Here is a 19,335-nt window from a genome sequence, read left to right as displayed (position 1 = left end):
CATGCCAAAAAAGCAGCAATATGCTGCTTTTACCAAGGTGTATTCCATTTCAAATATGAATATTTTTCGAATTCATGGAGGTCTAACCGCGAAGGGCTTGTTCCAAATCTTCAATAATGTCTTCGATATCTTCAAGACCTACCGAATACCGGACAAGACCGTCCGTAATGCCGCGCAGTAAGCGAACTTCCTTCGGCATCGAAGCATGTGACATCATAGCCGGATAAGACAATATGCTCTCCACAGCGCCTAAGCTTACCGCAACGAGTGGAATACGTACTTTGCTCAATAGCTTTTTCGCTTTTTCGCCAGAACCAACATCGAACGAAACAACCGCTCCATAGCCTAAAGACTGCTTTTCATGAACGTCTCTACGAGGGTGGTTCGGAAGTCCCGGGTAGTAAACAACATCAATATCAGGCTGCTCTGAAAGCCAATTTGCCAGTCTACGAGCACTAGTTTCGGACATTTCCATACGAGCTCGCAAGGTTTTCATCCCACGGATCAACAGCCAAGAATCTTGAATGCCAAGTACGTTCCCCATACCATTCTGGATTTGTTTCATTCTGCGACCTAGATTGTCGTTAGCTACTACAGCCAACCCAGCAAGAACGTCACTGTGTCCGCCGAGGAACTTCGTTGCACTGTGCAGAACAATATCAATGCCCAGCTCGATTGGACGCTGATGGTAAGGTGTCATGAACGTATTATCCAGCATCGTAAGCAAATCATGCTCTTTAGCAAAAGCAGCTACTTCAGAGATGTCTGTAATTCGAAGTGTCGGATTCGAAGGTGTCTCGATAAATACGGCTCTTGTGTTAGATCTCAATGCTGCACGTACTTGGGCGATATCGGTCATATCAACGAATGTTGACTCAACACCCATACGATTCATAATCGTTGTAAGTAAGCGATAAGTACCACCATATACATCTTCGGTACAAATAACATGATCACCCTGCGACAACAGCATGAAGGCTGATGATATAGCCGCCATACCAGAGGCGAAAGCAAATCCGCGTGTACCGCCTTCGAGTAATGCAATGTAGTCTTCCAAAGCTTGACGGGTTGGATTACCGGAACGGGTATAGTCATACTCTGGTGAGACTTCTAAGTCGGCTTGATGAAAGGTCGAGGCTTGATACAGAGGCACACTGGATGCCCCTGTCGCTTCATCGATCTCTCCACCGAAATGAATGAGCTTCGTTGCGAATTTGCCATGCGGCTTGCGTTTGTCATCTTGTGGATGGCTCATTATTGCGAATCTCCTTCCAATTCAGCTTGCGCCTTGCTAAGGGCATTCGATAGATCCGCAATCAGATCGTCAATATGCTCGATGCCAACAGAGAAGCGTAAAAGACGGTCATCTACACCGATTTGCTGACGAATTTCGAGTGGAATATCCGCATGGGTTTGTACAGCCGGATAGGTCATAAGTGATTCGACACCGCCTAAGCTTTCCGCGAAAGCAATGAGCTCTATATGACGAAGAATCGGTTCAATCAGTCTTGAATCCTTTACTTTAAAGGAGAAAATGCCTGTGTTTCCACTCGACTGCTTGTTCTGAATCGCATAACCTGGGTGCGTTTCAAGCGCTGGGTAGTAAACTTCACTGATTAGCGGGTGTTCCAATAAGAACTTTGCGATTGCCGTTGCATTCTGCTCATGACGCTCCATGCGAAGCGCAAGCGTCTTCATCCCCCTCATAAGGAGCCAGCTGTCTTGCGGTCCAAGCACAGCACCAATGGAGTTGTGCAGGAAAGCCATCTGCTCTGAGAGTTCTTTGCCCTTGGTCACGATGAGACCAGCGAGCACGTCATTATGACCGCCGAGGTACTTGGTTGCGCTATGAATAACGATATCCGCACCAAGCTCAATAGGACGTTGAAGATACGGCGTTAACAAGGTGTTATCGACAATCGATACGATGCCCTTCTTACGAGCCCATGTACACACAAGCTCAAGGTCTGTAATCATCATCAGCGGATTCGTCGGTGTCTCAATGACAAGCCCTTTGGTATTTGGCTGGTAAGCCGCTTCCAATCCGTCTAAATCATTCGTGTCTACATACGTAGCGGTCACACCAAAGCGCGACATGATTTTCTCAAGCAGACGGTACGTACCGCCATATAAGTCCAAGGAAACAATCAGATGATCTCCTTGGCTGAAATAAGCAAAAATGGTTTGCAGCGCAGCCATTCCTGAGGAACAAGCAAAGCCCGCATCTCCAGACTCCAACTGAGCAATGGCATCCTCGAGCACCTTGCGTGTCGGACTTTTCGTACGTGCATAGTCGAATCCTGTACTTTGCCCAAGCTTCGGATGACGGAACGCAGTAGCTTGGTAGACTGGGAAGCTGATAGCTCCAGTAACGGGTTCTTCAATAGAGCCAATTTGGGCGAGACGACTTTCGATTTTCAACAAAGGGAGTTCCTCCTCAGGGATATGGGTTCGAATTACAATTGCGAGCTTGCCAAGCTTTCGTTGATGTTAGCGTTCAGTTCAAATGGTGTTTCTTGATAGACATAGTAATTCAACCAATTGGAGAACAGAAGATTCGCATGCGCTCTCCAAGTATTATAAGGCTGTCTACTCGGATCATTATTCGGGTAATAATTTTTGGGAATCTCGATTGTAAGCCCTTTACTCACATCCCGATCGTACTCCCATTTCAATGAACAAGCATCATATTCCGAATGTCCTGTTACGAAAATATGCTTCCCATCTCTCGTTGCGGCGATATAAACACCGGACTCCTCTGATTCCGATAAAATCTCCAAATCCGGACATTGTTCAATGTCTTCACGACGAATATCCGTATGACGAGATTGCGGTACATGAAAGACTTCATCAAAGCCGCGCAGCAGCTTTGTATTCGGTACCTGAACAGTATGAGGAAAAACACCGAACATCTTGTTCTCGAGCGCAAACTTTCGCACACCGAAATGATGATACAAGCCCGCTTGAGCTGCCCAACAAATATGCAAGGTAGAAGTGACGTTGTGCTTGCTCCAATTCAGGATTTGCGTCAATTCCTCCCAGTAATTCACATCTTCGAATTCCATCTGTTCGACAGGAGCACCCGTGATAATCATGCCATCCAGCTTTTCATCTTTAATATCTTCAAATGTTTTATAAAACATTTCCAAGTGCTCGACAGAAGTGTTCTTAGAAGTATGAGTTTTCGGATGCAGAAGCACGAATTCCACCTGCAATGGCGTATTCCCGATTAAGCGCAGCAGCTGCGTCTCAGTCGTTTCTTTGGTTGGCATCAGATTCAATAAAGCAATTCGAAGTGGACGTATATCCTGGTGATACGCGACGGATTCGTCCATTGTGAAGATGTTCTCTTGGTTTAAAATTTCTTTGGCAGGCAGGTTGTCAGGAATCTTGATCGGCATCCTGTTCACTCCTCTTCATTAGTTTTAAATGGATAAAAAATGCAAAAATGACCTTCTCTGGAATCAGAGAAAGGCCATGGAAAATCAAAGTCAATGTCCTTCTCTTATCTCCCAGATTCGCTTTAATCAGCGTTTCCGCAAGAATTAGCACCGTGCATCCCTTTGCTTGCAAAGGTTTGTCGGTTGCCGGGTGTCATAGGGCTAGTCCCTCCACCTACTCTTGATAAGAAAATGTAACGTATGCGATTAAAATTATCATACTATAAATTCAACCAAAGTCAAGGCATGAAAGACTTGTCAAGAGAAGAAATTGAAACGGTATGTCCCCTTATGAAAACAATTGATACAAAACGTATCAAAGAAATATGTTTAAGCCAACTTAAAAACGGGTTATATGATATTAAAACAACGAAATATATATAACAACACCCTATTTTATAAAACTTATTTCATGAAAAGAGGTCATTTATGTCAACCCAAACGATCGATAGCTTCTCTGCTTTTGCCTCATTGAACCGCTTTTTCGCCCTGATTGAAACGACAAAACCAACTATTCAACAAGCAGAGGATGCTGCTGCCCTGTTATGCCGTATTTACGGTGCTGACAGTGAAGAAGTATTGCTGCAGCGCGGTGATCCTGAATTAATTGAGATTTACAAAGAAATTAAAAATAAAATTTTAAAAGCCGCCATGTAAGTCATGGTGGCTATTTTTTTGACACCTACTGAGCATTATTTCCATACTTTATCTAAACAACAATTTACCTTGTTTCAGCAAACTTTTATGGCTTGAAACGTGATATATGAAGGGTTATACTAGACAAGTATTCGACACGGACGAAAAAGGAGGGCATACGTTTGGACGGAGAACCGAGGAGTAGAACCTGCAAGGATCTTAAACAATTTAATAGTGTAGGAATGCAGTCGGTTATTCCTTCATCCGGAGCCTTGCTCTAAATGATGAACTAACCGGCTGATTCCATTCAAAGGGGTGGATCAGATGAAAACACGGTGGGTTCAGAATGGCATTTTTACGTTGGTTGATGACGTGACTGTCGCCCTAACACCTCCAGAAAGAGGCTTTTATTGGATTGATGCAGGGGTAGAGGACTTAGAGATCCTTCAACCTTTATTCCATCTTCATGATTTGGCCGTGGAGGATTGCTTAAGCGAAGAGGAACAACGTCCCAAAATTGAGTTCTACGATTCCCATTATTTTATCGTTATTAATAGTATTCGATTTGATGATGAAGAAATTTTCCTTCGCGCACTTAATCTATTTCTAAGCAGACATGTCATTATTACCGTCACTAGGCAAAAAATCAATGAACTTCGAGCTTTGAAACCTTTTCTCTGGGAAGAGGAAGTAAACAGCGCCGATCGTTTCCTATACCATCTGGTCGATCTTGTCGTCGATAATTATGTGGCGGTCGGTGACCGTATCGAGGCCAAGATTGAAAAGCTGGAAGAAGACATCCTAGTGGCAACGAAGAAGTCGCATTTGAATGAAATTATTGGACTTCGGTCAGAGATTCTATGGCTCAAAAAAGTACTTGTTCCTCAACGCGATGTGATTGGAACACTTGGTAAAAAAGAGCTTAGACTAATTGACCATCAGCTGCAAAAATATTTCGGAGACATTTATGAAAATGCCGTAAAGATCGTGGATACGTTTGATACGCTGCGCGATCTCATGGGCAACTTACGAGAAGCCTATCAGTCTAGCGTCGCTAACCGAGCGAATGAGATCATGCGCGTCTTTACAGCACTCACGACCATCTTCATGCCCTTGACGTTCATTACCGGCGTGTTCGGGATGAATTTTGATAACATTCTCGGGCTTCATGTGGCTCATGGTGATGAAATTGTGTTGGCGTTCATGGGTGCATTGGGCATAGGCATGTATGTATTATTCCGTAAAAAAGAATGGCTGTAGATACTTTTGAAAAGTGAGGGCTTCTTGGAGCAGAATGCTGCTATCAAGGAGCCCTTTTTGTCCTGTTTAAATCAACTTAATTTTAACAAACTTCCGTTTCCCCACCTGAATAATATCCCCCTCCTTTAGGGTTATTTGGTCATGAATTTGCATGATCTTCTGTTCATTGATCTTCACTGCCCCTTGTTCCACACTGCGTCTTGCTTCCCCGTTGGAAGCTTGCAGTTCTAGTAAAACGAGAAGCTTAATGATGGAGATTTGGCCTTCTTCCAGCTGGCTGATACTTAGAGACATTTCTTCGATGTCTTCGGGCAAAGCTCGCTTTTGGAACACGGTTATAAAATGCTGTTCCGCCTCTTCTGCTGCCTTCGCACCATGATACATTTCCACATATTCCTTAGCCAGCTTCATCTTGGCATCTCTCGGATGGATGGCACCTGCTTCTAGCCCTCGTTTGAGATCATGCAGGGATTCATTTGAGATGGTCGTTGTTAACTCGTAGTATTTGGTCATGAGCGAATCCAGAATCGACATCGTTTTGCCGAAAATTTCGTTAGGAAGCTCATCGATACCAATGTAATTCCGCAAGCTTTTGCTCATTTTTTGAACACCGTCCAAGCCTTCGAGCAGCGGCATCAGAATCGCTACCTGTCCTTCTTTAATCTCATAAGCACTTTGGAGCGTTCGGCCCATCAATATATTGAAGGTTTGATCAGTTCCACCTAGCTCAATGTCACTTTCAAGAGAAACGGAGTCATATCCTTGCATTAAAGGGTAGAAAAACTCATGAACGTGAATCGCCTGGTTAGCCGCGTATCTTTTTGCAAAATCGTCCCGCTCCAGCATACGTGCAACCGTTACTTTACCTGCTAGCTTCAGCACATCTTCGAATCTAAGCGCTCCAAGCCAAGATGAATTGTAGTAAAAAGTGGTCTTGGTCAAATCTAATATTTTGGACAATTGCGTCTGATACGTTTGCGCATTGTGCTTAACATCTTCCTCTGACAGCTGTTTGCGCGTCTCTGACTTTCCGGTAGGATCCCCGATGCGTCCTGTGAAATCTCCGATAATGAGTTGAACCTCGTGTCCCAAATCTTGAAATTGACGCAGCTTCTGCAAAACAACAGTGTGACCAATATGAATATCGGGTGCAGATGGATCTAAGCCAAGCTTTACTTTTAACGGCTTTCCTGTAACCACAGCGTGTATGATCTTTTGCTTGAGTGCTTCCTCAGGCACGATTTCGGCAGCACCCCGCCCAATGACAAGCAATTGACGTTCCACTTCCTGCTGCTGTATTTCGGTAAGCTGATCCCATATCAACATCGTAATATCCTCCTCATCATGTTAAATACAAAAAAGACAACCTGCGCGTCCACAAAGGGACGAGAAGGTTGTCTCGCGGTACCACCCTAATTAAAGAGAAGGATTCGCGCTCTCATTCGCAAATTTCTCTTTCACTTAGATTCATAACGACAAATGAATGCCGGGTAAAAGCTACTGATGCCCTTAACGAGCATGTTCCCTTAACCAACTCAGAACTGTAATTCGGAGCCATACTTGCATCGGTTTGCACCCTACACCGACTCTCTGCAGCAGCGGCATTTCTCCTACTTTGGGCATAGCCCATGTTCGTCATCGCTTTCATTGATATTTAGATTATTGACCATTTAATCATATAATCCTAAGCAATGTCAACACTAGCTTGCAGCTTGAGAAGCAAACCTTTCCTTCTCCCTGCGGAATCGCAAACGAAGCAAGCGCAACCACTCATAGGCGCGGTCAAGTTCTTTGCCTTTGAGCTCCTCCGTGCCGATGATGCGCTGCAGCACCGGCTTCAGGTAGCGGTCACCTTCCGATTCGAAGGCGTTCCATGCTTTGATTTGCTCTTCTTCCGGGATCGAAGCAAGCTCCGCTTCCACAAGCGGATCCATATCGTATCCCTCTCGCTCCAAATCCTCCACCCAAAGCAGCAGTTCCCTGCGTGGCATCGTTAGTACTGCTTGCAAATCCGCCAAGCTTCCTCCGCCAGCAACAATCTCAAGAAGTTTGCGCTTGCTAACCTCACGATCAAGCTCTGTACGCAGCTTTTGCTCTTTCTGAGCGTGGAGCCAAGCCTCAAACTTCACTGTATCTACGCTTTTTGCCACCCAATCTAAAGGAAAGCCATTCGAACGTGTAAACTCAGCGGTGAGATTGAGCACATCTGCCGCGTACATGGTCGTCTTCTGCTCGCCAAAGCCAGGAATTTGCTGCAGCTCTTCCTTGCTCTGAGGCAGGAAGACGGAGATCATGCGAAGGACACGGTTCGTGGCGAGAATATACGGTGCTTTCCCTTCGCGGGCAGCTTGTTCGCGCCTCCAAGCACGGAGCGTTTCGTACACTTCCTCACTTGGATTTTCTTCGCAGTAGTAGGTCAACATCTGTGTTATTCTAGCTTTGCCTGACAGTCCTTGCGCTGATTCCAAATCCGTACTAACAAGCGGACGGTAACCGGAACGAACTTTATCCCGCAGCCCCTGACGGAAAGCACTCAGCATCTCATCCCAGCTCACCCCCTGATACCACTGATCTTGCTGAATTATACCAGCACTATCAGGCTCATTCCAATAGACATTCCAAATGCCTTGTTCTTCCCCAATCGACACCTGGGCCGATGTAACGCGATGATCCCCCGCTTCTTTCTCCAAAGTGTTCAGAAATACAATGTTCATGCCTTCTCCTCCAAACGGTAGCTAAAAATAGGTTCAGAAAAACGAAAAAGCACCCCTTCAGCAGTTAGCTGAAAAGGTGCTTCCCTTTTTCTAATATCCAAATCATACCATGTTTGTCAGATGGGCGCAAGATATGTTTTGTTGACGAGCTTTTTTAGGTTATAATGGGGTACATACTAGAAAGAGAATGGAGGGCCCTCATGTCTGATTATGACTTTTTATATGACCATCAGGAAGAAACAACAACGCGTTTCGTTTGTTTCGTTGGCAACGCATTGCATCGATTTGATCTGGCAATTATGACGACATCCCGTTATTTCGGCAAAAAGCTTGTTATTGATTTGCAATCCGGACGCAGTGCTGTTATTGGTCCAGATGATCTGGCTGAAGAAGGATATTTGGAACATGTGTATAAACTGAATGAGGAACAAGCGCTAGAACTTAATGAATTCTTGTCGCAAATTATTGGTTCCATTCATTTTACGGATATTTAAGCTGTCTGCGGGGGACACTGGAAAAAGCATAGCAACCTGATAAGGAGGCTTTATCCATGATTGACGAATCCCCCCAACTAGCTAAGAAAACAGAAGCGGAAGGCTTCATCCCTGAATACCGCGATGATTTCACTGATCTAGAGACGGTTGAGTCGCAGCGCAATGACCTAATTCCAGAGGAGTTCCCAGAGGGTCCATACGGCACTAGCCTAAATACAGAATCGCTGGGAAAGAGCTCACCATGGCGTAAGGATCAACGTCCGCCTAATCCTTTCTCTTACGAGAATCGAGAGCTGCATGAAGGCATTAAGCGGGACTATCCAGGTGAAGACGATTATCGAAACGAACCTACAAATGAAGAATAAAAAAACAAGCGAGCCAAACGTTGAAACTACAAACGTTCGGCTCGTTTTATGTTTTTAGATGTGAATAGAACCCATCAAGTTGCAAAACGTACAACAATTTTCTTTACTTAGTGTTTAAAGCTCTCCAGTGTTGTAGAAAGTGCAACATGTTTGCTTAAATTGGAGCTATTTCACTCGATTTAATGGAAATTGTTGTATGACGTACATCATCTTCACCATTTACACTTCTAAAAGGAGAAAATTGTTGTATTTACTACAACATTCTCACCTGTTTTACTTAGAAAAAGGGATAGTGCTGATATGCGGCGCCGGGCCAGGGGGATTAGGATCCATTGGATCCGTCCGGGTTGTAACCATTTTTGTATAAAATGTGTTCTGTCACGGTCCTATTCTTAACATACTGATCCATGAATGCCCATGCCTCCGCATTGGCTGTTTCTGATGCTGTTCCTGTGAACCCGTGGCCCTGCCCAGGGACAACTTTGAAGTCAACAACAGGAACACCCGCGGCTGTTAGCTGATTGGCAAATGTAACGCTATCTGTATAGGGAATCGTAGAATCCGCGTCCCCGTGCCGGATCCAGAAAGGCGGATCATCCGGAGAGGCATACGTACCGGGCATGGCGAGTCTTGCCTGATCTGGCACCATGAAGGCTTGGTTCCCGCCTAGAAGCGCCGTTACAGAGCTATAATTATTCGCAAAAGCAGTTGTGAAATCAGCAGGCCCAAACCAGTCAGCCACTGCTTGCACTTTATCTGAATATTCCTGCCAGCCTCCTGAGCCTTCCAGATCTGGCACATTTACCGTATTTTCATTATCGAGAACCACCTGATCACTCGTTAAGAGATCCCCTGAAGTACCGAGCAGCGAAGCAAGATGGCCTCCCGCCGAAGAGCCCCAAACTCCGATACGGTCAGGATCAATATGATACTCAGCGGCATGTGCTCGCAAATAACGAATGGCCAGTTTCACATCCTGAATCTGGGCCGGATAAGGCGCTTCAGGAGTGAGGCGGTAGTCTAGCGAAACGCCGATATATCCTCTCTTTGTCACATATCCGCATATGTTAGCTAGCGCTTGTTTCCTGTCCCCGTGATTCCAGCCTCCACCATGAATATAAACAACGACAGGCATTGGAGCAGCCGGCAAAGTTTCGGGCACGGCAATCGAGGTATACAGGGGGCGGTTGCCCGCTGTTCCTATTTCAACATCTTCATACAAAGTAACACCTTCTGGTACGGGAAAAGGTACCGGGTTCGTGGTTGGTGGAGGTGCGGGCACCGGTGTGACAGCAGGCGGGATCCCCGGAATAGCTTGCCCTGCAATTGATACACTGTCCATGTACATGTTCGCTTGCATGGGATCTCCCACTCTGAATCTTATCTTAAGATTAGGATTGTTGTTGGCATCGACTCCTAGTGTCCACGTTTTCAATTTGTTGGATTCGCTGTTTTTTTGCTCAGGAGTGCCTTGGGGCAGTTTGAATTCTTCTAAAGTCGTCCAACTGCTCCCTCCGTTCCCTGACCACTCCACGACCATACTTCCGCTAATATAAGATGATGCTCTTGTAAAATAGTTCAGCTTGATGTTTCCATATCCAGACGTATTGAGCGGCAAGGTTAGTCCATCGTTAGAATCAATTTTGACGAAATTGGGCAGAGATGGAGCACTCGTTGACGTTGATGTTTTGGCGGCGCTTCCCCCAGCGCCTTCCTGTAACCAGGGTGACGGTATGGATACACCGCCCTCTGAACCGTAATTATCAGGATCATCGAAATTGTCGGAGAAGAATTCGATTTCCGGCCCCTCAGGCTCTGGGATTGAAGGCTCATCCGGTGTGCTGGAGATGGCAGTGCCTCTAACTGTCACATCATCTATATAGATGTTGCCTGTTAGCGCAGAGTCCACGCTGAATCTCACTCTTACATCCGGAAGATTATCAATAGGTGTGTATGTTGCTGCCGTGATGATATACGTTCGTTGTTGAAAAGAGCCTTGCGCTCTATTAATGGGATCCAATGCAAGCCAAGTGGAACCTCCGTTTGCGGAATACTCCACCCTTACGCTACCTGCTGTAACACTTGATTTGTACCAGTAACTCAACTGAATATTTTGGTATCCAACCGTACTAAGACGTAGGCTTAGCGAATCAGTGGCATCTATTTTTATACCATAGGTACCTGAATGCATGCCGCTAGTTGTCGTCTTCACCAGACTTCCATTCAGACCTTCTTGTGACCACTGGGATGGCGAAGTTGTTGGGACTGCAACGCCGTTACCATATTCAAAGCTGTCATAAAAGAGCTGTGTGTCTACCGGTTCTGCCGAAAGCGATTTCATTTCAAACATTGGTGAAACAACGGTCATCAGCAGCATGATGCATAGAGCTATACGTATCTCAATACTTCGCAGAAAGCACTTCATTTATCTCCCTCGCTTTCCTAGTTATCAGTTCTTCGTTCTCGATAGATTAACGCCATCATTTTTGTTAAATCTTTCCGTAGCTTCTTTGATGACATCATTGCCGCCTTTTTGCTTCCACTCTTCTAAAACTTTCGGATAGTCCGAGATCGGTTCCTTTCCATAAACCATTTTCAAAACATGAGTGAGAATAACAGGCGGAAGCTTATCTCCCGTTGGCGCAAGATCAGGATTCTTCAAATATCCCTTCAGCTGCGGATCAAACTGGATACCGTCACGTCCTTCTTTGGCCAATACCGTATCATACAGTTTCATCAGACCTTGCCCCTCAGGCGTAAGACTCAAAGTTCCTTTGTTATAAGTCGTATCCTGAACTAACCAGAGTAATATTTGTCTATAAGTCTCCTCATCTACATCCTTAGCGTTCGTTGGCGCTTTATAATTGAGTTTGCCATTCTCTTCCGTGTAATTCTCACCTTTAATACCAAAGGTAAAAAATTTCTCCGCCTCGTCACTAACCATCCAATCGAAAAATTTAATGATAGCCGCTGGATCCTTTGCACTTTTATTAATCAAATAAGCTCTAGTCACGTTACCGACAAGCCGCAATCCGCCCTTGCCGTCAGGTCCAGTTGGAGATGAAATCAATTTCATCTTCCCGGTTGCCACGTTTTCTCTCAACTGCTGATCCCATTGAATCAACAAGTTGGCATTCATGTTCCATATCCCTGCTTTTCCGGCTAAAATATCGTTTTTGAACTTGGTCGGATTGATGGTTTCAAACTCTTTATTCATCAAGCCTTCATCCACCATCGTTTTATAGGTTTGAATGGCCTTTTGCATATTTTCTACGTTAAAGAACTTAGGAACGATTTGATCGCCCTGCTTCATAAAGAAGTTACCGAAAACATCATAAGCCCCGAAGAAAGCATCCGCATACACGAAATCTTCTCGTCCCATATATGGATTCTCAACACCTAGCTTCTTGAACGCACGCATAACGTTGAGGTAATCATCAACCGTTTTGGGCTCTGGCAGGCCTGTTTTTTCTAATAAATCTGTACGGATCCAAGTCGCTCTTCTGGACGGATTCGATAACCACTCTGGTATCGCGTAGATATTCCCTTTGGCGTCCGTTTCTTTTTCCCATGCTTCTTTCGGTATTTTTTTCAAAAGGTTCTTACCGTGCTTTTCTAATAAATCGTTTAAAGGTAGAAATACACCAGCCTGCACCGACCCTGCCAATTGCGGATTCGTCAAGCCCGAGCTCGCCTGAACAACATCGGGTATATCATGGATGGCGAACATCTGGATCATCTTTTGATCGAATTCTTTGTGAGACATTAAGCGGATGTCCAAATCTGTATTCGTTAGCTCCTCCAGCTTCTTTACCCATTTCTCTTCGTTAATGTTCGGGTGATTTTCCGCATACGAAATATTCCCGGACCGGAAGGATATCGAGAAGGCCGCCTTCCCACCTTCAGGCTTGCCTGCAGTTGCTGTTTCCTGTTTCCCTGCCTGCGAGCATCCTGCTGCGGTTGCGGCAAGCAAAGATGCACTGATTATGGATAAAAGCCACTTCTTTCTCATATCAATCTCCTCCTATTTGGAAATAACTCCATGTTTCACTTGCCGTTCTCGCAGCTTATTTACAGTTGGAAGCATGAAACCTGCCAACTTCTCCCCCATTCGAATATGGCCATAATCAGAAGGATGAATGAGATCGCTAGTAAGTGAAGTAAAGTCATCCACGATCTTACTCCCGTCCAACAAGTGCAGGAAAGGGTGGCTTCTATTTGCCGTATATTGCGCTAAGATTTCGTTATAGCGTCTTTCAGCCTCGCTGTAATCATGGTTATAATCACTGAAATACGTAGCCCGATTTGGATAAATATAGGTCAGAAATACAGGCTTCTCAGGATGCCGTTCAATGATACTGTCCAGTAAATAAGATGAGCGTTGTTCAAATTCCTCCGTAGAAACTACCGCTCGCATGTTGACACCGATCTCAAGATAGACCATATCCCAGTCATTGCGTTCCGCAATATGATCTGACAACTCTTTTTCGCAAAAGCAGGATCCGCTAAGTCCCAAGTTACATGCATCAATTTCTAGACGTCGGGCAGCTTGCTGTATATAGCCGTTGTAATGGCTTAAAGCTCCTGCCCCTTGCGTTATCGATGAGCCGTAAGCTAGAAGTGTCAACTGAGGCATCTCATGCTTATGAGGAGGCCTCACTTCAAACCCGAACGCATCAATATCATAGAATACAGCGCTAAACCGTTCAAAGAAAATGCGCCAAACATTAGAAGAGAACGCCCTATTGTTCAGTTTCTCCGGGATTACTTGAGCAAACCTTTCAGGCTCTTCCAACTGGATGGTTGTTGCAACCCCCGCCTCTAACTGATGAGAAGAATGGAAAAAATCACCTTTAAACACCAGCACTTTACCGTTCGTTTCCTGCGAAGCCAGCACCACTTGTACATACTTCGCTTCTGTAACAAATCGAAGCTCGCAGCCGTTCGACTGCACCGCCTTCGTTCTGCCCTTCTCCGTTAAACTGTGACGAACCTGCTTCGGAAACCGGTGTAATCGAAGTCCTGGCAGGTATGGCAGCTGTTCAAGTTCCGTGACATTGTGAAAATAAACACCATTATGCTGCATGTTAGTCACCCCGCCTATCATTTCACTTTGTTTCTGACTCGTATCTAACTCATATATTTATGATATCATCAATGTAAGCGCAGCCAATATGGTTTTCTTTGGTTCGACTTGTGATTTTATGGGGTGGAAATAAAAAAAGTACAAGCTCTTTGGATGAGCCTGCACCTGTGTTCACCTATGAAAACCCTTAGGAAGAATGAATGATGTTGCTTTCTTTAGCTTCGATCAACAATTGTTCCAATCTGGAGCTAAGCGCTGCACTATTTTGCAGACCCGATAAAAATAACATAATATCACGCTGGATGCTTTTTAATTGGTAATTGCTGAGGCCCAATTCCGTAATTAGCCGAAACGTGGGGACTATTTCCCTGTATAAAAAGAATCTAGACGGACGATACCCTGACTCCTCCCCCTCCCACTCCATGGCACGTCGGTGAGCGGTAATATTCAACGTTTTGCGGCGAAGCATTAATTGAATCTCATAAGTGGTCAGAAAGTCGACCAACAGCTTTGCTGCCTCTTTGTTAGAAGAACGGCTGTTAACAGCTAGCCCATTAATAATGAGCAGCGTACTCGAATCCTGCAAACCCGGCAATGGGGAGACCTCAAAGGAAATGTTAGAATCTCGCAGCTGATTTAAGAAAAAATAGGTTGTCATAATAACCGAAACTTTTTCTTCCAGAAAAAGCGCTTCCGCATCGGCATTGCTTTCCGAAAGAATTCTTGGAAATACATCTAGCAGATCTCTGCATGCTTCTAAGCTTTCTATGATCTTGCTTCCATGCAATCGGTAGTTTCCGCTATCATCGGTTTGAAAGCTTGTTCCACTCTGCAGCATGAAGATCGGCCAGCGGTTACGGGAGGGCAAATAAAAATAAAAGCCAAACCGTTCATTCTTCACAGATAATTGTTGACCATATGTAAAAAGATCACGCCATGCCCAACTGCTATCCGGCAGTGGAACTTGAGACTGTTCGAAATGCTTTTTGTTATAGCACAAAACGACAGGCGAATAATTAAATGGCCGAACGAGCGTGTGACCTCCTTGTTGAAACGGTTCCGTCAAAAACGGATACAAATCATCCATTTGCTCAATCGGCTCCAATAAATGGGTACAGTCATTTTCCACGAAATCCTGAAAATTATTATTATTAATCATTACACAATCGAGGAGCTCCGCTTCCATATATTGCTTCAAAGACTTGGAGTAGCTGCCCGAAGGCAGTTCTATCGGATGGACAACGATATGCGGGTATTGCTTAGCGAACTCTTCCAGCAGTTCTTCCATCTCGACAAGTCCAGCAAATGAATGGACATAACCAAATTTGATAACCGTCTTTTGTTCGGAAGAGGGACTTGTTATCCTATTTCCTACCCTGGCAATTTTCTCAATAAATCCTTCCTCTACGAGAACTTTCAGACCATTGCGAACGGATGCATTGCTGAGCTCGAATCGCTTTTCCAGATCACTTTCGGAAGGCAAGTAGCTGCCGATAGCCGCTTTACCAGACAAGATTTCTTGACGCAGCGTAACAATCATATCTTCCAGCCGAACCCGAAAATGTTTGCGGCTTAATCTCTTTTGCATGCAGCTACCTCACTATCTTACTGTCTAACACTCACTTGTTTAATCATACTTAAATCCTTACGGGTCTACAAGCGATGGACGAATATGTCTCACTCCGATTAACGGCATCTCCCCTAACAACTCACCAAATAAAAAGCCGACCTCCTCATCTGGAGATCGACTCTATAATTATTTACCTAGCAGCTCTAAATGTCTGCCAATATGATAGCGAAGCCCTTCAGCAAAGGCATCTTCTTGTTCAGCTAACGTCTGGAAGAATTCGTCCGCAAATTGTTTGCTGCCATCGGCATTCTTCGATTGAAGTAGCAAGCCATACGTGATGTGCAGCAGTTGGCGAGCATTATTTTCTTCCATATAATCCGGTAGATCAGCATCGCTCACTTCCCCCAATGGGACGATAGCGTTAATGTCAGTTGTCACATGATAATAAGCTGTAGCCTCACCGAAATGATCAAGCGCATACTGATGCATGCGGCGGTATAGAGAGGGATTAACCTTCGCTACGACGCGTACCGCTTCGAGCCAGTTCGTTCCTGCTGTTTTGATATGGAATAGGCCGTTCGTGTACTGTCCGATGAGCGGGAATACGCTGAATTTATCGCTGCCGGAATGAATACTAAGCTTGTATTCGAAATGCACAGCAATCGCGGCATGGCTAGCTAATTCACGTTCAAACTGAGCGATATCGCCGATATAGTCAATTCCTTTCTGGAATTCACCACAGAAGCGCGGTGCCATACTGAAAATTGTAACCCCGCGATCGCGAAGCTCGTTAGCTACCAAGTAGTGTGCTTCTGGTGATGTCGGCGTAGCCGTTTCATCGATAGAGATTTCAAAATCAACAGCGCGATCAAGCGTCGCGATATACTTACGGAAGATAGCTTCCATGAAATTAATCGCTGCGTCGTAGATCAGGACATCTTTCTGTAAAGCTTGACGTGTATAGTTAAGCGTTGCTCCAGGAACATTAGCTGCTGTCTCTAGGTAACGCTTTTCATAATGATTGCGCAAGCTAGCTGGCAGCTGTTCATATTTTGCAGCGATTTCTGCTTCAGACTTGGATTCAATGGTATTGTCGATATTTTCCGAGCAATCCAGTGTCAGCATCGTAAAACCAAGACGCAGCGCATACTCGATGTCTTCTTCTTTCTTCAAATGATCTCCGTCTGCGCCATACCCATCTTTATATCCCTCTTGGAATACAGCATAAGCAGCCGCGTCCAAAACATCCTCATATGTTCGACCTGTTAGCGCGAGTTCACGAATACTTTGCTGTGCAAGTACAGGGCGAATGTCTTTGCCGCGAATCGTTTGAATATGTCCAGGGCTTGCAATCCCAAGTCGATCCCCTAAACCCATTGTAGCTACTTGTGTACCAAATGCCTGTGGAGCCGTATATGGAAGGAACTGGTTAAGCGTCAGACGATTTTCGTGAGATAACGAAGCCACTTTGCCTCCGTCCACGTTTTCCCCAATGAGTTGGTCGTATAGTTCTCCCTCGCCTGTAACGATAAGCTTCTTACCTGCCGCTGTTCGCACCATTAGAAGGGAAGTGTTACCTACTTGCGTATAGGATGATACATACACTTTCACATCCGGTGAAGAAAATGTCGTTATATTTCCTGATTTAATAGCTTCGATAAGCTGTTTCACTGTGTAAATCCTCCCTTGTTTTGCAAGCGTTTACTCATTTCTCATGGCTTAATCATATCGCAAGGTACGAAAATTTTCTCATCATCTCTTCTTATTTTTCGTTAAAACTATTCATATTTTTCACAAAAACCATGCTATACTTCAAATAATCATAGAGAACCAAAGGAGTCCTACCTATGTCACGAACTGTCACCCTCGGCAATGAAGAAGAAGGCCCATTTTATATCCAACATATTCATCGTTCTGGTTCTTTCGAGAGGACTCAACACATGCATGACATGTACGAGCTTTACTATTTGTATGAAGGTGAGCGTATGTACTTCATTCGTGATCGTTCGTATCTCATTCTTCCTGGAGACCTTGTGCTCATTAATCGGCGTGAGCTTCATGCGACATCAGACTCGGACAACTTAGGACATGCACGTGTAGTGATTAATTTCGATGATAGCTTTTTAGCGAATATCAAAGAGGATGCTCCATTTCTTCTCGATGCTTTCACGTATGCTACACCCGTTTTGCGACTGGATTTGCCTACTCGCCGGTTGGTCGAAGACATTCTTGGTAAATTGATTCATGAAGCGAAAGAGCCGCAGCTTGGGCAAACTTTCGCATTGCGGCAATATTTAACCGAGCTTCTGCTATTCACGGCACGTTTCGTCCTTATGCATCCGTCCACATCTCCCGAACACGTTTCACCTCTGCATCGGAAAATTTCCACCATCGTGAGATTTATCAATATTCATTATCCTGAACCAATCCGTCTGGAAGAGCTGTCTGAGCGATTCGAAATCAGCCCGGCCTATTTAAGCCGTATGTTCAAGGAAATCACTGGATTTTCACTTGTTGAATATGTGAATCTCGTTCGTGTGCAAGAAGCGCAGCGACTGCTGACAACTACGAAACTAAAAGTGATTTTGATCGCTGAGCAGGTAGGCTTCGGTTCACTTGTGCAGTTCGGACGTGTCTTCCGTCAAATGACCAAAACAACACCTCTTCGCTATCGGCAATCGGCGGTTACTTAAGTGTGAAAGCCGATGATGTTGAGCTTGGAACCGAGACACTGGAACAAATCGAAGTCATCCTCAAACAAGTAGCCCATTCTCACCAGCAGTTAAAAAAGAAGGGACAAGATGCGAAACTCGCACCTGTCCCTTCTCTCACAATTGCTCACTAATCACTTTTCTAACTTCTCCGTGCATTGACCTCCGCCAATTTCCTGGAGGGGTACCATGATAATTACGGAAAGCATGCGTAAAGGCGTAAGGATCAGAGTAGCCGAGCATCAACGAAATTTCACTGATCGTATAACTCGATTTAAGCAGCTCCTCTGCTTTGTTCATGCGCAGCTTTTGCAAATAGTGTACAGGAGATACCCCCATCTGCTCAGAAAATAGCTTGGAGAAATATGCCCGATGAACGGATAGATAATCCGCAACATCTCGTACTGAAATTTTCTCCATATAGTGGGTATCCATGTAATCGACGCTTCTGGAAATCCAATTTTCTCTGCCTTGTTTATGCTTGTCAGAGTCATCTAAAGGAATCATAAGACTAAACACCCGATAGATGATGGAACATAGCTCAGTATACCGCTTTAGATCGTACTTCTGAGAAATGAACAGTTGGCGGAGCGTGACTTCCAACTCTTTAGACATCACCCCAAACAGCAATCTGCGATCATCAGGTGAAATATTGAGCAACAGGTTCGTTCCCAACCCAACGTATCGTCGATTCTCCTCCAATGTTGATCTTGTCAACTGCTCCTTACATGTAATCGTCAATGGTATTGATATTAAAAAAATGTGATTGTAAGCAAAAAACCTTCCTGACAAGTGACTCAACGGCCTAAAAGGTTTGGACGCTTTCCGAAAAGAACACCGTAATAATATCCGCCCCCGCTGGGTATTTCTATATGCTCTTCAAGAAAGCGGTCGGCATCACGCCGACGCAATATCGACAAAAACAACCTCCCAAAGGCTAGACGGCCCGTTGGGAGGTTGTTTTCAAGATTCAAATAAAAGTATCAATTTCGGATAGGCGTAATACGTCACACTTTGATACGGGTACTACCTCTGAAATACAATTGTTGTATTCAAACC

At 44.8% G+C, this 19,335-nt stretch carries 16 protein-coding genes, 1 riboswitch and 1 other annotated feature; of the genes, 5 read left to right on the top strand and 11 right to left on the bottom strand.

Going from position 1 to position 19,335, the window contains the following annotated elements:
- Positions 1–82: 82 nt before the first annotated feature.
- The 3 genes from GC098_RS26725 to metA are packed head-to-tail and all read right to left on the bottom strand — an operon-like array spanning position 83 to position 3,401.
- On the bottom strand, positions 83–1,255 hold the full coding sequence (locus GC098_RS26725) for a trans-sulfuration enzyme family protein (RefSeq protein WP_171646245.1): 1,173 nt from the start codon (positions 1,253–1,255) through the stop codon (positions 83–85).
- Positions 1,255–2,421, bottom strand: coding sequence for an aminotransferase class I/II-fold pyridoxal phosphate-dependent enzyme (locus tag GC098_RS26720; RefSeq protein WP_281367135.1), 1,167 nt, complete (start codon positions 2,419–2,421; stop codon positions 1,255–1,257). Before GC098_RS26720 ends, GC098_RS26725 begins: the two co-directional genes overlap by 1 nt.
- Positions 2,422–2,456: 35 nt before the next feature.
- The gene (metA, locus tag GC098_RS26715) at positions 2,457–3,401 is read right to left on the bottom strand and encodes a homoserine O-acetyltransferase MetA (RefSeq protein WP_171646243.1); all 945 of its coding nucleotides are present in this window, start codon (positions 3,399–3,401) and stop codon (positions 2,457–2,459) included.
- 101 nt (positions 3,402–3,502) lie between these two features.
- Positions 3,503–3,631: riboswitch (SAM riboswitch) on the bottom strand.
- Positions 3,632–3,869: 238 nt separating this feature from the next.
- Here metA and GC098_RS26710 point away from each other — a divergent pair.
- Entirely contained in the window at positions 3,870–4,097 is a 228-nt protein-coding gene (locus GC098_RS26710; protein ID WP_171646242.1) for a hypothetical protein, read from the top strand.
- Between the two features lie 303 nt (positions 4,098–4,400).
- A complete protein-coding gene (gene corA, locus GC098_RS26705; RefSeq protein WP_171646241.1) occupies positions 4,401–5,336 on the top strand; it encodes a magnesium/cobalt transporter CorA in 936 nt (311 codons plus the stop codon).
- A 66-nt stretch (positions 5,337–5,402) separates the two neighbouring features.
- On the opposite strand, the gene tyrS is transcribed toward corA, so the two are convergent.
- Positions 5,403–6,662 (bottom strand): tyrosine--tRNA ligase, encoded by a 1,260-nt coding sequence (gene tyrS, locus GC098_RS26700; protein ID WP_376773960.1) that lies wholly within the window; start codon positions 6,660–6,662, stop codon positions 5,403–5,405.
- A 52-nt stretch (positions 6,663–6,714) separates the two neighbouring features.
- Positions 6,715–6,984, bottom strand: a binding site (T-box leader).
- Positions 6,985–7,036: 52 nt separating this feature from the next.
- Complete coding sequence (locus GC098_RS26695) at positions 7,037–8,050, bottom strand: HRDC domain-containing protein (RefSeq protein WP_171646240.1); 1,014 nt, start codon at positions 8,048–8,050, stop codon at positions 7,037–7,039.
- A 200-nt stretch (positions 8,051–8,250) separates the two neighbouring features.
- Between GC098_RS26695 and GC098_RS26690 the strand changes: the two genes are divergently transcribed.
- Both GC098_RS26690 and GC098_RS26685 read left to right on the top strand, forming a co-directional pair.
- Complete coding sequence (locus GC098_RS26690) at positions 8,251–8,544, top strand: DUF3055 domain-containing protein (RefSeq protein ID WP_171646239.1); 294 nt, start codon at positions 8,251–8,253, stop codon at positions 8,542–8,544.
- Positions 8,545–8,600: 56 nt separating this feature from the next.
- A complete protein-coding gene (locus GC098_RS26685; protein WP_171646238.1) occupies positions 8,601–8,909 on the top strand; it encodes a hypothetical protein in 309 nt (102 codons plus the stop codon).
- A gap of 322 nt (positions 8,910–9,231) precedes the next feature.
- Here the strand turns inward: GC098_RS26685 and GC098_RS26680 are convergent, their stop codons facing one another.
- The 5 genes from GC098_RS26680 to GC098_RS26660 form a co-directional block, all read right to left on the bottom strand.
- Entirely contained in the window at positions 9,232–11,286 is a 2,055-nt protein-coding gene (locus tag GC098_RS26680; RefSeq protein ID WP_246358995.1) for an alpha/beta hydrolase, read from the bottom strand.
- Positions 11,287–11,358: 72 nt separating this feature from the next.
- Positions 11,359–12,921 carry an extracellular solute-binding protein gene (locus GC098_RS26675; RefSeq protein WP_171646237.1) on the bottom strand — a complete coding sequence of 521 codons (1,563 nt, stop codon included), beginning with the start codon at positions 12,919–12,921 and terminating at the stop codon, positions 11,359–11,361.
- 12 nt (positions 12,922–12,933) lie between these two features.
- Positions 12,934–13,995 carry an SGNH/GDSL hydrolase family protein gene (locus tag GC098_RS26670; RefSeq protein WP_171646236.1) on the bottom strand — a complete coding sequence of 354 codons (1,062 nt, stop codon included), beginning with the start codon at positions 13,993–13,995 and terminating at the stop codon, positions 12,934–12,936.
- A 187-nt stretch (positions 13,996–14,182) separates the two neighbouring features.
- Positions 14,183–15,583 (bottom strand): extracellular solute-binding protein, encoded by a 1,401-nt coding sequence (locus GC098_RS26665; RefSeq protein WP_171646235.1) that lies wholly within the window; start codon positions 15,581–15,583, stop codon positions 14,183–14,185.
- A 168-nt stretch (positions 15,584–15,751) separates the two neighbouring features.
- A complete protein-coding gene (locus tag GC098_RS26660; RefSeq protein WP_312880354.1) occupies positions 15,752–17,236 on the bottom strand; it encodes a tagaturonate epimerase family protein in 1,485 nt (494 codons plus the stop codon).
- A 176-nt stretch (positions 17,237–17,412) separates the two neighbouring features.
- Here GC098_RS26660 and GC098_RS26655 point away from each other — a divergent pair, with 176 nt between their 5' ends.
- Positions 17,413–18,258 (top strand): AraC family transcriptional regulator, encoded by an 846-nt coding sequence (locus GC098_RS26655; protein ID WP_171646234.1) that lies wholly within the window; start codon positions 17,413–17,415, stop codon positions 18,256–18,258.
- Between the two features lie 135 nt (positions 18,259–18,393).
- Here the strand turns inward: GC098_RS26655 and GC098_RS26650 are convergent, their stop codons facing one another.
- A complete protein-coding gene (locus GC098_RS26650; RefSeq protein ID WP_171646233.1) occupies positions 18,394–18,978 on the bottom strand; it encodes a helix-turn-helix transcriptional regulator in 585 nt (194 codons plus the stop codon).
- Between the last annotated feature and the right edge of the window lie 357 nt (positions 18,979–19,335).

The organism is Paenibacillus phytorum, from assembly GCF_013141715.1.
GTDB lineage: Bacteria > Bacillota > Bacilli > Paenibacillales > NBRC-103111 > Paenibacillus_E > Paenibacillus_E phytorum.
The sequence above is the reverse complement of the archived record's forward strand: the minus strand, read 5'-3'. Positions and strand labels throughout refer to the sequence as shown.